We start from the raw sequence: 14,101 nt of genomic DNA, 5'->3' as shown, positions 1-14,101 counted from the left end.
AAGACGACAACGCCCGGGGGTGAACCCGGGCGTTCGTCACCAGCAAAAAATGCCTGTTGGCGCTCAGTCGTCGGCCAGGCGCAGCGCCACGAACAGCGAGCGCCCATCGCGATACAGGCGTACCGGCACCGCACGATCAGCGGGCAATTCACGCACCAGCTGGCTCAACTGGCGGCCGCTTTCCACCGGCGTCTGATCCACACTGACGATGATGTCGCCAGGGCGAATACCGGAAGCCGCCGCCACGCCACGGGGGTCCACATCGCTGACCCGCACACCAGCGTCGATGCCGTACTTGCCGAGCTCCGCCTCTGTCAGCGCCTGCACCGCAATCCCCAGACGGGCCGGCGAGGCGCTGCTGGAGGACTCGCCACTGCCCCCAGCCAACGCTTCAGGCCAGTCGCCCACGGTGACCGTCAGGGTTTGCCGATCTCCTCCACGCAGCACGCTCAGCTCAACCTCACTGTCCGGGGCCACGCGACCAATCAAGCGCGGCAGGCTGCTGGAACGCTCGACGGCTTCGCCGTCCACTTCCAGCACGATATCCCCCGCTTCCAGACCGTCCCGAGCGGCAGGACCATCCGGGTCGACATCGGCGATCAAGGCGCCTTCTGGCCGCTCCATGCCAAAGGACTCTGCCAGATCCTTGGAGACCGGCTGAATCATCACGCCCAGCCAACCACGGGTGACATGGCCTTCGCTACGCAATTGATCGGCAATGTCCATGGCCACGTTGATCGGAATCGCGAACGACAGCCCCATGAAGCCGCCGCTACGTGTGAAGATCTGCGAGTTGATACCGATCACCTCGCCGTCCAGGTTAAACAGCGGACCGCCGGAATTCCCGGGGTTGATCGCCACGTCCGTCTGGATAAAGGGCACATAGGCATCCCGCGGCAAGGTGCGGTTGATGGCAGAGATGATGCCCGCCGTCACCGAATGATCAAAGCCGAAGGGCGAGCCGATGGCCGCCACCCACTCGCCAACCTTGAGGTCATCGGAGTCCCCCAGGGACAGCGTCGGCAGGTCACTGGCGTCGACCTTGAGCACCGCCACGTCGGTCTTCTCATCAGCACCGACCAGTTCGGCCTTGAGATCCCGACGATCATTGAGGCGAACCATGATCTCGTCGGCACCCTCCACCACATGGGCATTGGTCATGATGTAGCCATCGGCATCGATCACGAAACCAGAACCGAGCGACTGGCGCTCTTCGGTGTGGCCACCACCGCCACCGCCCGGGGGTACCGGAAAGCGATCCCCAAAGAAGTGACGGAAGATATCGGGAATCTCCTGACCGCCAAAGTTGCCAAAGGGCGTTGAATACCCTTCTGTCACGCGGGTCGTGGAAATATTGACCACGCCTGGGGCGGCCTCTTCGACCAACTCGGTGAAATCGGGAAGATCCCTGGCCAGACTGGATTGGGCTACGACCATGCCCACCATCAGCGCCATCCACGTGGACAGGGTGCGAGTCATCGGCTTCATGCAAGGCTCCTGCTAGGACTCTGATTGCGAGAGAAGCGACCTGAGAGAGGCACGGAATACACCGCTCTGTGCGTCATCTATTCGATGCGTCCCTGGGGTCGCTACATGTTTTACCGTCGCCAGCGCAAAAGGTTCAATCGTTAGCGAGCAAGCCACCCTTAACGAGACCGCACCTCGGCCGCCTCGTCCGACACATCGACAGGCGCGCCCACCAACTGAGGGCGAAACTGTGCTCCCTGCCGCTGCAGATGACGACGCAGCAACGCCGCGCCGACCACCAGCCCAGCAACAAAGGCGAGAGGAGATGACCAGTGCTCCGGCCAGGCCAGCTCCACCAGCAGGGTCAGGCCCAACGCCACCCATAGCGGCAGCCCGTACATCAACACGCTGGCTCGCACCAGCGTCGCCGAGGCCAGCCTGATCGTCACAGGCTTGCCAATGGGAGGCCGGGATGTGGTCGCCACCTCAAGCTCACGGCGCTCAGGCGTGTCCTGGGACAGCCAACGGGCGCCGCAACCGCCCCGCGCAGCACACTGCCCGCAGCCAGGCTGAGGCTTCACGGCCACCCGAATACCGTCGAGGGTCCAGCCGATCACGGTCGCCTCTGCGGTGGCGCAGGACCCACTCATGATGACGCGCTCTGGCCGTCAGTCGTCAACGAGGGAGCCGATGACGCCTCTCCCATCTCCAGGGTCTCGACCACTCGGATCAATACGCTGGGGGGCAACTCACCGACGGCCACCACCTGGAGCAACTGTCCCTGCTGCTGAATCCGACGTACCGCGGCGTGACTGGCGCCCAGTCGGTGCACCCCAGGACGCAGCGCCCGCGCCCCGGCAACCGGCTCGACAAACAGGCTGATGGTCGACAGGCCATCACTGTAAAGCTTGTGACGACGGGGCTCATCGGTATCGTCCGCCATCGCCATCAGAGGCTGGGCAACGAACCCACCCGGCAGCCAGCCGGCGCGCCAGGCGAGGGTCGCAGAGGACGCGGGGCGCTTCAGTTCGACCCTGCCCTGATAGCGCTGCGGCGGTGTCATCGCGACAACTTGGAAGGTATCCAGCACGCGCCCGTTGTCATCGATCAGCGCCCGCTTTAGAGGAATCGCCGTTTCCCGGTCCAGCCACATGCGATAGCCGTAGCGCATGTCATCCAGGGGCAGCAGCTCGAGCCGCACCGCGGCCCGGTTGGCAATGCGCTCTTCACCGTCGAGTCGCAGGCGATAGAAATGGCTCAGATGCTCGACTAGGGCCTCGGGGGAAGCCGGTGCGGCACCCTCCGGAGAAGGCAGTTCGAAGCGAAAGGCACCGCCCTCTCGCAGCAGCGAACGATTAGGCCCATCAAGAAAGTGCAGGCGATCTCGCTCCACCCCCTGACGGATGTCTCGCGCTACCGACAGGGTAACCACCTCGTCATCGACAATCCGCACCGCGCGGGCCTGATACTGGTAACAATGGGATGCCCACACGCTGCGCTCGAACCATTCTCCCGGTTCAGAGGGAGGCGCCAGTGCAGGTAGCGCGGCACAGTCATAGACGCTCTGAACGTCAGCCGCCTCAGACGGCGCCCCGGCAAGCGCAGGGCTGGAGGAGACGGGCGCGCTCTGCGCCAGCGTCAGCGGAGAAAGGCACAGGCAGGCGAGAAGGAGCGTCAGCCGACCCGTCACGGAAGCATGCGGCCCTGCATATGGCATAGGAGGTGTGTCCCGACAGGCTTGTCATTAACGACGCCCGGCCCCATCAGGGGCCGGACAAATCCATCATGTGCGCAAGCGACAGTCATCGCTGCGGCAATCCGCGTCTGTTCAGCGCGCCTCGACGGGCGTACTGCGCAGCATCGGCATCCAGTTGTCGGCGCTGCTGAAGGCGGCGCCCTGGGCATGCCGATCAAGGTAGGACTGCAACAGCTGTGCCTGGGCCTGATCGCTGACGCGAGATTGCTGGGCCGAAGGTGACAGCATCATCGGTGACGCCACCTGCGCACCGACCGTCATCAAACCGCTATTCGTAGCTCCATTGCCGGCCCCGGACTGGAACATCGGCAAATCCATCAGCGAGGGGCGCGAGGCCGCTACGCTGGCCAGCTCCGCGCCGGCATTGGCATTGGACACGCTGGCCGGCTGGGCGGCACCGTTTCCGGCGGCCAAACCTGCAGTGCCAGCGGCAGGCGCGGCATCAAAGGACGAGTTGTAGAACTGCACGCCGCTGATCACCATCAACGACACCGCCGCCGCAATGCCAGCTCCGCGCGCCAGGCCAATGCCTCCACGCTGCGCTGTGCCTTGTGGGGACGACTCCACCAGCGGAGCAGGCTCATCCTCCAGTCGGGCCATGATGCCGGCCGACAGATCCACGGAGGGATCGGTATCTGTCTCGCGGCGCAGAGCAGACCGCATCAGATGGTAACGGCGCCAGCTTTCTGCGCTGTCCTGGTCGCCATCCAGTGCCTTCAGCACCCGACGCAGCTCCAGCTCGTCACCTTCATTGTCCATCAGGGCTGAAAGCGATTCCCGTGCGTTCAGACTCATTCTCCACACCTCATTTCGACGAAGCGTCACGCCTACAGGTCCAAGACCCTAGAATCGGCGTCAGGTTCCACTACCGAACTGCCTTTGTTCTGCCGCCTTGAAGCCAGCTACAGCGTGCGGCGTGAGGCAATGGAAGCCCAATGCATGTATCGGTCAGTCACTGGGTAAGACGCCCATTCTCGCCAACAGTTCATCTCAATTTGAAAAAAATGGGGAAGTCGCATGATTTGCCCTTTTCCCCAGGCCACTAAAGCCGCTCCTGCCGCCTATTCAGACAGGGATTCCGCATTGCGCGACGTGGTCATCAGCGGCTGAATATGCTGATCCACTGCTTCTCGCGCGCGGAAGATACGCGATCGCACGGTACCGACCGGACATTGCATGATCTGGGCAATATCTTCATAGGACAGACCGTCGAGTTCACGCAGGGTGATCGCGGTACGCAGGTCATCGGGCAGATTTTCAATGGCCTCAAACACGGCTGACTCAAGCTGATCCCGAGCAATCGAGGCCTCGGGCGTCTCGATGTCAGCGAGCCGACCGCTCATGTCCAGAATCTCGGCATCGTTGATGTCCAGATCACTGCCCGGCGGACGCCGACCACGTGATACCAGGTGGTTCTTGGCGGTGTTGATGGCAATACGGTACATCCAGGTATAGAAAGCACTCTCGGCCCGAAACTTGCCAAGTGCGCGATAGGCCTTGATAAAGGCCTCCTGAGCAACGTCCTGCACCTCGGCATGATCATTGATGTAGCGCCCGATCAGTCCGAGAATCTTGTGCTGATACTTCTTGACCAGAAGATCAAAGGCGCGGGTATCGCCCTTCTGGGCTCGCGCTACCAGTTGCTGGTCCGTTTCCTTGGCCGTCATCTCTCTCCTCCCCGACGGTGTCGGGCTGACGGCGCCGGACCCTCGGACTGGCCCGTGGCAACAGGGAAGCCCCTTTCACCCGTCGGCGACGTATAGGTCATAAGACTCGTCATGATAAAAGGCACAAGTGTTCCTGTTTCCGTGTCTCGCATCAAGCGTTCTCTGGCTCTATTTGTTGAAGCCGGTCGGACAGCGGATGCGCGACAAGGTTCCGTTGAACGATTGAAGTTTCCCTTGCCTCAAGGGATAGTAGGAGCACGCAAAAACGTCAGCGCTGACACGATACACACAGGTAGACCTCATGTCCGACAAGCAGGTGAACAACCTCAACGTCCTGGCCCAGGATGTTCTCGTCACCCCAGAGCAATTGAAGCAGGAAATTCCACTGTCCGCCGAGGCAGAGGCCACGGTGATCGAAGGCCGCAAGACCGTCCAGAATATTCTCGACGGCAGCGACCCGCGCCTGCTGATGGTCGTCGGCCCCTGCTCCATCCACGACGTCGACGCAGCGCTGGATTACGCGCGCCGTCTGCGCCGCCTCGCCGATGAGGTAAAGGACAGCCTGTTCATCGTCATGCGCGTGTATTTCGAGAAGCCGCGCACCACCGTTGGCTGGAAGGGACTGATCAACGACCCTCACCTCAACGACTCCTTCGAGATCGAGGAAGGACTGCACATCGCTCGGCGCCTGCTGGTGGAACTGTCGGAGCTTGGCCTGCCACTGGCCACCGAAGCGCTTGACCCGATCTCCCCTCAGTACCTGCAGGACTGCATCAGCTGGTCGGCGATTGGTGCTCGCACCACCGAGTCTCAGACCCACCGCGAAATGTCGTCTGGCCTGTCCTGTCCGGTGGGCTTCAAGAACGGCACTGACGGCAGCCTGGACGTGGCGGTCAATGCGCTGCAGTCGGTGGCTCACCCCCATAACTTCCTCGGCATCGACCAGCAGGGCAAGGTCGCCATCATCCGCACCCGTGGCAATGCCTATGCCCACGTGGTTCTGCGCGGAGGCAACGGCAAGCCCAACTATGACAGCGTCAGCGTGGCGCTGGCAGAGCAAGAGCTGAAGAAGGCTGGGGTGAAGCCGAACATCATGATCGACTGCTCCCACGCCAACTCCAACAAGGACGCTGCCCTGCAGCCACTGGTGCTCGACAACGTCACCCACCAGATTCTGGACGGCAATCGCTCGATCATCGGGCTGATGGTCGAGTCCAACATCGGCTGGGGCAACCAGAAGATCAAGCAGGATCGCAGCGAAATGGCCTACGGCGTTTCGGTCACCGATGCCTGTATCGACTGGGACACTACCGTGGAAGCACTGCGCGGCATGAACGAGCGCCTGGCCCCGGTACTGACCAAGCGCCTCGGCTAGCCCCACCAAGCCAGAGAGCTGGCTGCACCAGCGTCTTCACGCAACGAGCCCGCCAATGGCGGGCTCGTTGCGTTGTGCTGTCACATTCCATCATTGCCGCCTGAGCCAGCTCAACCTGACTGGCGCACTCCGTCCACCTCGCGCACGAAGGGCGGCAGTGAATCAAGCAGTGCCCGACCGTAACGACGGGTCAGCACACGGCGGTCGAGCAGCGTAATCCGGCCACGATCGGCTTCCTTGCGGATCAACCGGCCGCAGGCCTGCACCAGCTTGATCGACGCATCGGGTACGCTGATGCGCATGAACGAATTGCCGCCTTGGCTCTCGATCCACTCGGCCAGGGTCGCGCCTACCGGATCATCAGGCACCGCGAAGGGCAAGCGGGTAATAACCACATGCGTCAGGTAATCCCCGGGCAGATCGATGCCTTCGGCAAAACTTGCCAGACCAAACAGGATGCTGCCTTCGCCGTCGTCGACCCGCTGTCGATGACGGGTGACCAGCTCGCGCTTGGGCAACCGGTCCTGCGCCAGCACCCGCTCGCGACGCTCCCGTGACAACGCCTTCTCTACCCCGCGCAGCTGTGCACGAGAAGAAAACAGCACCAGCACCGCCTCGCTGGCATCGAGAGCCTCGACGAAGTCAACGATGGCCCGCTCATGCCCTTCACGGTCAGACGGATCCACCGCTTCCTTAGGCACACTCAAGATGGCCCGCGAATAGTCGAACGGGCTCGGCAGTCGCTGGTAACGATAACGATTGGCCAGACCGGCACGCTCTTGCAGGCGCTCGAAGCGACCCAGCGCCGTCAATGTCGCCGAGGTCACCACGGCACCGTGGCAGCGCCCCCACAGCGAGCGCGCCAGGGTATGCGCCGCCGACACCGGGCTAGCCGAAAAGATCAGCTCGGGCTCCCCCTGGAAGCGCTCGAGCGTCAGCCAGCGGGCCCTGGGCGGCGCGTCCGCGGGATCCATCTCGGCAAAGGCCTGCCACAGGGCATGGGCCTCCAGCGCCCTGCCGTGCAACAGTGCCAACAGGGGCAGCCAGGCCTCTGCCTGCTCACGTGCCAGCCCCGTGGACTTCTCGGGATCCAGGCTTTCACGCAGGATATCGGTCATCGACTCCAGGTGACGGCAGAGCTCAGCGAAGGGCACGACCAGCCCCTCCGCCTGGGTGCGCAAGGCCTCTGGCACGCGCCCCATCTCGAAGCGGTGCTGGGCACCATCCTCTTCGTCGGCCAGGCCGTGGGGACGCTCGGCGAGCTGGTGCCCCAGCGCAAAAATCTCACCCAGTCTTGGCTCAAGGGCATCCATGGCCACCGGCAGCGCCGCCAGCAGCCGTGCCAAGGTGGGCTGCACGCCCAACGCTGTATTGAGCTCTGTCAGCGAACCCTTGAGATTGCGCAGCCAGCGCAAGCCCCCACCCACGCTGAAGCGGTGGGTAAAGTGCGAGATGGCCTTGTCCGGCAGGTGGTGTCCTTCGTCAAAGACGTAGATGCAGTCCGCTGGATCAGGCAGCACCATGCCGCCCCCGAGCGCCAGGTCCGCCAGCACCAGATCGTGATTGGCGACGATGACATCGGCCTGATCAAGATCGCGCCTAGCGCGAAAGAAAGCACAGGCGCCAAAGTGGCCACAACGACGATTGGTGCACTGGCGATGATCTACCGTCAGGCGCCGCCAGTGCGCATCGTCGATAGCTTCACCCCAGCTGTCACGATCCCCTTCCCAGCGACCGTTGCCGTAGGCGTCGCCCATGGCGGCGACCAGATCCTTGAAGTCGTCGCCACTGGCGCTGTCCAGGCTCTGCTCGAACAGCGACAGCGTGGGGTTGTCCTCTACCCCGTCCATGGCGGCATCAAGCTTGGCCACACAGACATAGCGCCCCCGCCCCTTGGCCAGGGCAAAGTCAAAGGACAGTCCGCTATGGGCCTTCAGCGAAGGAAGATCCTGATGCAGCACTTGCTCCTGCAGCGCCACCGTCGCGGTCGCCAGCACCAACCGCTTGCCCCGCGCCTTGGCAACCGGCAATGCCGCCAGCAGGTAGGCCAGGGTCTTGCCGGTACCGGTGCCCGCCTCCAGCACGCAGACATGCTCGTCGCTCGTGCGCTTGCCGTCCTCATCCGTTTCGATGGAGGCCAGGGTGCGCGAAATTTCAGCGATCATCAGGCGCTGACCGTAGCGAGGCGTTAGTTCCAACGCCTCCAGCACACGGCGATAAGCGGTCTGAATCTCGCGTTTTAGGGCATCATCCAGCATGGCGGGTCCCGCTATGTTCGGCGATCACGGAAGTCGGGCAGGCATTGCCCACAGACAAGCAGGGCCGGCACTGAGCCGGCCCTGTCACACAGGCAACCCGTTCACCCAGGTGAGCTTAAAGCAGCCCTTCCGGTGGGTGTTCACAAGGCAACTTGTCACCGATGAAGCGCTCGATCTCGGGCAGCGAGAAGGCATCTTCCTCACCAACAAAACTGATCGAGACGCCCTTGGCTCCCGCACGGCCGGTCCGGCCGATCCGGTGAACGTAGTCCTCGGGATCTTCCGGCAGGGTGTAGTTGATGACGTGGCTGACGTCTTCGATGTGTATCCCTCGCCCGGCGACGTCCGTTGCTACCAGCACCTGGATTTCGCCCTCGCGGAACTGCTCCAGGGTGCGGATGCGCTGGTTCTGGGGCACATCACCAGAGAGCATCGCCACGTTGATATCGGCCTTCTTGAGCAGGTCCTGAAGCTTGCGCACCAGGTCGCGACGATTGCCGAACACCATGACGCGATCAAACGACTCCTGCTGCAACAACTGCACCAGCAGCCGCTGCTTGTCGTCATCGCTGACCATGTAGACGCGTTGATCAATGTCCGCGGCGTTGTCCACGGTCACCGCGATTTCCACGTGGGAAGGCTGATGCGTCCACTGGCTTGCCAGATTGAGGATGTCCTCGGTGAAGGTCGCCGAGAACAGGAACGTCTGGCGCTCTTCGGGCTTGGGGGTGTAGCGAATGATACGCTTCACGTCCGGAATGAAGCCCATCGACAGCATGCGGTCGGCCTCGTCCAGCACCAGCACCTCGACCTGACTCAGATCGATGTCCCGCTTTTGCTGGAAGTCCAGGAGGCGACCAGGCGTCGCGACCAGGATGTCCACGTTGCCTGCCAGACCATCGCGCTGCTTTTGATAATCCATGCCACCAACAACGCTGGTCACCTTGAGTGAGGTGAACCGTGCCAGGGCCTTGGCATCCTTCTCGATCTGCAGCGCCAGCTCACGGGTTGGCGCCACAATCAGCGCGCGCGGGGCGCCAGCCTTCTGACCGTCCGGCGCCTCTTCTTCCAGAAAGTAGGCCAGCATGGAAATCAGGAAGGCGGCCGTCTTGCCGGTCCCGGTCTGCGCCTTGCCGACCACATCCCCACCCAGCAGCGTGTGGGTCAGCGCCTCGGCCTGAATCGGCGTGCAATATTCAAAGCCCAGGGCATGAATGGCACGCATCAGCGGCAGCGGCAGATCGAAGTCATGGAACCGCCACTTGCCCGCCACGGCGGGCACCTGGAACTGGCGCAGGTCCCAGTTGGACTGACGGCGCCGCGGCTTGCGACGGCGACGCTTGGGCTTGCGGCTCTCGGCCGGTGCGGTGGTCTGTTCCGACTCGCTCATAGGCTGTGCTGTGTGTCCGTCTCGGGAGGTGAATGCAAACGGGACACGCAGAGCGGCTGCTCTCATGTCCTGACTCAAGCCAGCCATTGTAACAGCCTCTGGCGGTTTGGGCTTGCCTGATGCGTATTCGTTGCACGACGACGGCTGCCCCGTCAGCCCTCGCCCTGTTAGAATGCGCACATTATAGAGAGGAGCCCCGCGTCATGACACGCCGCAAGAAGACCCGCTCGCTGGCCGACAAGGTGACCATTCGCACCGGTCGGCGCAAGGACTACAAGCAATGGCGCCACGAAAACCCCGACGAAGTGACCTCGTCCCGGCGCTTTTCAGCCAAGAAAAAGCAGCAGCGCAAGAACCAGGCGGCCAAGCGCCTGGAACGTATGCGCGCTGCCCCCAACATCGAGATCCACCCCTCTCGTCCGGACACTCCTGACAGCGATGCTGGCAAGGGAGATTCCTGATGCGGCTGGTGTCCTTCAACATCAACGGTATTCGCGCCCGCCTGCATCAATTGGAAGCCCTGATTGCAGCCCACCGGCCCGACGTGATTGGGCTGCAGGAGACCAAGGTTCAGGACAGCGAGTTTCCCCGCGAGGCGGTGGAGGCCATGGGCTACCAGGTCTATTTCTTCGGTCAGAAAGGCCACTACGGTGTCGCCCTGCTGACGCGTCAGACGCCAGAGGAAATCCGCTACGGCTTTCCCGATGACAATGAGGACGCTCAGCGGCGCATGATTGGCGCACGCCTGCCATGCGCCGACGGCGAGTCCGTCTGGGTCTACAACGGCTACTTTCCCCAGGGCGAGAGCGTCGACCATCCGACCAAGTTTCCCCACAAGCGCGCGTTCTACGCTCAGCTGCAACAGCTGCTCGACCAGCAGCATTCGCCCGAGCAGCGCCTCGCGGTGATGGGAGATTTCAATATCTCCCCCGAAGACATCGATATCGGCATCGGCGAATCCAACCGCAAGCGCTGGCTGCGCGAGGGCAAGACCAGCTTCCAGCCGGTGGAGCGCGAGTGGCTGAGCGGTATCAAGGGATGGGGACTCGTCGACAGCTATCGTCACCTGTACCCCACCGTGGACGATCGCTTCAGCTGGTTCGACTATCGCTCCAAGGGTTTTGATCGTGAGCCCAAGCGCGGCCTGCGAATCGACTATATCCTGACCACCTCAAGCCTCACCGAACGCGCCACCCAGGCCGGCATCGACTATGACCTGCGCGGCATGGAAAAGCCGTCCGATCATGCGCCAGTGTGGACCGAGTTTGACCTGTAGGCAGTACCTGGCGCCGCTGGCGATATCTGTTGCATGACAGAAAAGGGCCGCCCATCGGGCGGCCCTTTTCATGTAGCGGCGTGTATGTAGCGGCTTGCTAGCGCGGGCTAGCCCTGCTGCGCCAGGCGACGAATGTCCGCCGCGATGGCCTCTACCGAGTCGCTGTCGCGCATCAACAGCCGAGCATCACCACCGGCATCGAATGCAAAGATGGCGCTGGAATGATCAACATCGTAGCTGCCATCCGCCTCTGGCTCCCCCAGTCGATAGCTGACACGATAACGATTAGTGACCTCGTCCAAGGCTGCCTTGTCCCCGGTGACGCCGACAAAGCGGGGGCCAAAGGCCTCGGTGTAGGCCTTTAGCACCTCAGGAGTATCGCGCTCGGGATCCACCGAGACGAACAGCACCGTGACATCCTCGCGAACCGTTTCGTCCAGTTCCCGCAGTGCGGCGGACAGGCGCGCCAAGGCGGTCGGGCAGACATCGGGACAATGGGTGAAGCCGAAATAGACGAGCACCGTGTCGCCGGCGACATCCCCTTCATTGATCCCGGCGCCACTTTCGCTGACCAGCTCGAAGTCCAACGGCGGCATGGTCTCCGAAATGTCCGTGCCACGCCAATTGGCATCCTCGCAGCCCGCGAGCGCAAGCCACCCTAGTCCAAGACACACCCCCAAGGCGCGCTTCCCAAACGACGTCATCCTACCCCCATGCCTAGCATCATTACGTCATAACTACATCATAACTACGTCATAACCCAGGCGACGGAGGGCCACCACTGCTGGAACTTGCTTGCGTGGCAACCCAGAGCCCGTGCGATGACCCGAGGTGTCAGAGCGCTGCCGGAGACACCACTTCGAAGGTGGCCGCGACGTCTCCCCCACCTTCCAGCAACAGCGTCACGTCGACATCGTCTCCGACGTTGAGGGTCGCCTGGGGCTGCATAAACATCAGATGGTAGCCTTGCGGCGCAAACTCTCGCGTCTCGCCCGGCCCCACCTCGAAGCGCTCGACACCGTGCATCATGGCCATGCCGTCCTGTTCCATGCTCATGTGCAGTTCCACCGATTTGTAGGCATCGGTCTCGGCGCCTACCACGGCGACAGCCGCTTCGCCCGGATTATGCAGCTGGAAGTAGCCGGCGCCAGGCCTGTCTCCAGGCAGCACGCGAAGACGCGCGTCACTGATCTCAAGCTCAGCGGCAACGACAGGGGTAGCCAGCAACAGGCCAGCAAGACCAAGAGACACAGCAGCAGACATGAAACGCATGGGAGAACTCCAGACGATGGGCAGAGACAGCATCAGGGCTGACACCTGGGAAGCACTGCATCGCCTGTCAGCAGAGCGCTGACAGACCACAATGCGTGTTGAAACGACGAGAATTGACGTCTAGCTCAACGTCCCCCGTCGTGGTGTCCATGTAGAAGGACGCAAACCCTTGCTCGGGTGACAGGCGATAGGAGCCGCATAGACCGTAGCCATAGCGTACTTCCTGCAACTGAGCCAGCTCGATGGAAGAGGAAGTGCCCAGCGCCGAGGCCAAGGCGCGCCGAGCGTCGTCATCGAGGCGACTGTCCGACAGCGCCTGGGAGCCAAAGATCGCCGCCGCCAGCACGATAATCGCAGCCGTTGGAACAACGACCAGTAATAAAGGGCTTCGAAGTGTTTTCATGCGCAAAGTCTACGGTTGAACGTTGATCGTCGACAACCCAATCGCGCTGCGGGCGGCGATCGCTCAGCTGTCTGTGCCGCCCATGTCAGAGCCTTCGTCCGCTGGTGGAGTCTCCTCGGAAAGTGCCGCCAACCAAGACGTTGCGTCGGTTTCTCCCTTTTCGAGCGCTCGCTTCAGCGCCCCTACCGCGACGGACTCCTGCCCCCAGGCTGCGGCAATCTGTCCCAAGCGCAGCCAGTCGCTACCCCGGTCATGGTCGCTGGCCAATGCCTGCCAGGCGGCCAGGGCACGCTGGCGATCGCGGGCACGAAACCAGGCTTCGGCCAGTTGGCGCTGACGGCTCTCGGTGGCCTCGAGCACACCTTGCTCAATGGCCATGGCCAGCAGCTCAGCCGCGCGGGCGGGCGTACCTGCCGCCAGGTGCAATTGGATGCGCTGCTCCAGGTCATCACTTCCGGATAGCGCACCATGGCGCCAGCCAGACTCCCACAATGCAGCAGCCCGCTGCGGCTGTCCCAGACGCTGAGCCATGGCCGCCGCGCGCCGCCAGCCCTCGCTATTGGCGGGGTGATCAGCCAAGGCAGCCTCCAGGTCCGCCAATGCCTGATCCAGCCGGCCGCTGCGCTGCATAACGGCGCCGGCGAACTGCCGGCGTTCAGCCGTCGGGTCGGCATCCTGCTGCCTGGCCCGCTCGACCCAGTCTGCGGCCTCGTCCCACGCTTCCTGCTCGGCGGCCAGTTCGGCCATCAGCCACAGTGCATCGCTGTCCTGATGGCGTTGGAGCCAGTCCTCGAGCAGCACCGCCGCGCGAGACGACTGGCCTGCCTGGATGCGCAGTTCGGCTTCCTGGCGCTGCCAGCGGTCACGCTGCTGCGCCTCTATTCCGTCGAGTTCCCGTGCTGCGGCAAGATGTTCTGCGGCCTGCTGATGCCGCCCCTGGGCGGACTCGGCCCCTGCCGCGAGCTGCAGGTACAAGGCAGCCGCCCAGCGATCCGCCGCATTGCCGGCACTGAGCCGCTGAGCCTGGCTTTCGGCCTTGTCCTCAACCGCAGATGGATCATCTGCAAGCTGCTGCTCGAGCCCCTTGAGATCGGCAATGATGCCCCCTGACAGGGTCGGTGCGGCTAGCGCGGTCGACGCTGCTACAGGCAGCGCTGCCCCCACTGCAATAGACAGCAAACTGCGCAGGGCTCGTCCCGCCAGCGGTGTTGTCGACATGGCTACCTCGCTTGCTGGT

Annotated in this window: 14 protein-coding genes; 3 read left to right on the top strand and 11 right to left on the bottom strand. The window is 63.0% G+C overall.

The features are described from left to right. Window positions 1-63: 63 nt before the first annotated feature. From KUV45_RS10955 to rpoE, 5 genes are all read right to left on the bottom strand, one after another. A complete protein-coding gene (locus KUV45_RS10955; protein ID WP_222163049.1) occupies window positions 64-1,488 on the bottom strand; it encodes a DegQ family serine endoprotease in 1,425 nt (474 codons plus the stop codon). A gap of 158 nt (window positions 1,489-1,646) precedes the next feature. Then, window positions 1,647-2,117 (bottom strand): SoxR reducing system RseC family protein, encoded by a 471-nt coding sequence (locus KUV45_RS10950; RefSeq protein WP_206937531.1) that lies wholly within the window; start codon window positions 2,115-2,117, stop codon window positions 1,647-1,649. After that, a complete protein-coding gene (locus KUV45_RS10945; protein ID WP_222174238.1) occupies window positions 2,114-3,157 on the bottom strand; it encodes a MucB/RseB C-terminal domain-containing protein in 1,044 nt (347 codons plus the stop codon). The genes KUV45_RS10950 and KUV45_RS10945 overlap by 4 nt, the downstream gene beginning before the upstream one ends. 138 nt (window positions 3,158-3,295) lie before the next feature. Next, a complete protein-coding gene (locus KUV45_RS10940; RefSeq protein WP_206937510.1) occupies window positions 3,296-4,018 on the bottom strand; it encodes a sigma-E factor negative regulatory protein in 723 nt (240 codons plus the stop codon). Window positions 4,019-4,284: 266 nt separating this feature from the next. Further along, window positions 4,285-4,890, bottom strand: coding sequence for an RNA polymerase sigma factor RpoE (gene rpoE / locus KUV45_RS10935; RefSeq protein WP_206937507.1), 606 nt, complete (start codon window positions 4,888-4,890; stop codon window positions 4,285-4,287). A 301-nt stretch (window positions 4,891-5,191) separates the two neighbouring features. Between rpoE and KUV45_RS10930 the strand changes: the two genes are divergently transcribed. Then, complete coding sequence (locus KUV45_RS10930) at window positions 5,192-6,265, top strand: 3-deoxy-7-phosphoheptulonate synthase (protein WP_206937503.1); 1,074 nt, start codon at window positions 5,192-5,194, stop codon at window positions 6,263-6,265. Between the two features lie 110 nt (window positions 6,266-6,375). Here the strand turns inward: KUV45_RS10930 and dinG are convergent, their stop codons facing one another. Together dinG and rhlB are read right to left on the bottom strand one after the other, a co-directional pair. Then, window positions 6,376-8,523 carry an ATP-dependent DNA helicase DinG gene (dinG, locus tag KUV45_RS10925; protein WP_222163048.1) on the bottom strand — a complete coding sequence of 716 codons (2,148 nt, stop codon included), beginning with the start codon at window positions 8,521-8,523 and terminating at the stop codon, window positions 6,376-6,378. Window positions 8,524-8,638: 115 nt separating this feature from the next. Continuing rightward, the gene (gene rhlB / locus KUV45_RS10920) at window positions 8,639-9,913 is read right to left on the bottom strand and encodes an ATP-dependent RNA helicase RhlB (RefSeq protein WP_222163047.1); all 1,275 of its coding nucleotides are present in this window, start codon (window positions 9,911-9,913) and stop codon (window positions 8,639-8,641) included. A 203-nt stretch (window positions 9,914-10,116) separates the two neighbouring features. On the opposite strand from rhlB, the gene KUV45_RS10915 reads away from it, so the two are divergent. After that, window positions 10,117-10,374: a hypothetical protein gene (locus KUV45_RS10915; protein ID WP_206937484.1), complete on the top strand. Its 258-nt coding sequence runs from the start codon at window positions 10,117-10,119 to the stop codon at window positions 10,372-10,374. Continuing rightward, complete coding sequence (gene xthA / locus KUV45_RS10910) at window positions 10,374-11,189, top strand: exodeoxyribonuclease III (protein ID WP_222163046.1); 816 nt, start codon at window positions 10,374-10,376, stop codon at window positions 11,187-11,189. The genes KUV45_RS10915 and xthA overlap by 1 nt, the downstream gene beginning before the upstream one ends. A gap of 107 nt (window positions 11,190-11,296) precedes the next feature. On the opposite strand, the gene KUV45_RS10905 is transcribed toward xthA, so the two are convergent. From KUV45_RS10905 to KUV45_RS10890, 4 genes are all read right to left on the bottom strand, one after another. Next, entirely contained in the window at window positions 11,297-11,785 is a 489-nt protein-coding gene (locus tag KUV45_RS10905) for an SCO family protein (protein WP_222163045.1), read from the bottom strand. A gap of 238 nt (window positions 11,786-12,023) precedes the next feature. Continuing rightward, window positions 12,024-12,461, bottom strand: a complete 438-nt coding sequence (locus KUV45_RS10900) for a copper chaperone PCu(A)C (protein ID WP_222163044.1) — start codon at window positions 12,459-12,461, stop codon at window positions 12,024-12,026. A 67-nt stretch (window positions 12,462-12,528) separates the two neighbouring features. Then, complete coding sequence (locus tag KUV45_RS10895; RefSeq protein ID WP_206937474.1) at window positions 12,529-12,864, bottom strand: hypothetical protein; 336 nt, start codon at window positions 12,862-12,864, stop codon at window positions 12,529-12,531. Window positions 12,865-12,927: 63 nt separating this feature from the next. Continuing rightward, window positions 12,928-14,082: a hypothetical protein gene (locus tag KUV45_RS10890; RefSeq protein WP_224852034.1), complete on the bottom strand. Its 1,155-nt coding sequence runs from the start codon at window positions 14,080-14,082 to the stop codon at window positions 12,928-12,930. Between the last annotated feature and the right edge of the window lie 19 nt (window positions 14,083-14,101).

Origin of the sequence: Halomonas sp. DP3Y7-2, assembly GCF_019800795.1 — a bacterium.
Taxonomy (GTDB): Bacteria; Pseudomonadota; Gammaproteobacteria; order Pseudomonadales; family Halomonadaceae; genus Halomonas; species Halomonas litopenaei_A.
Note: the sequence above shows the minus strand (reverse complement) of the source record. Positions and strands in the feature narration are given on the sequence as shown.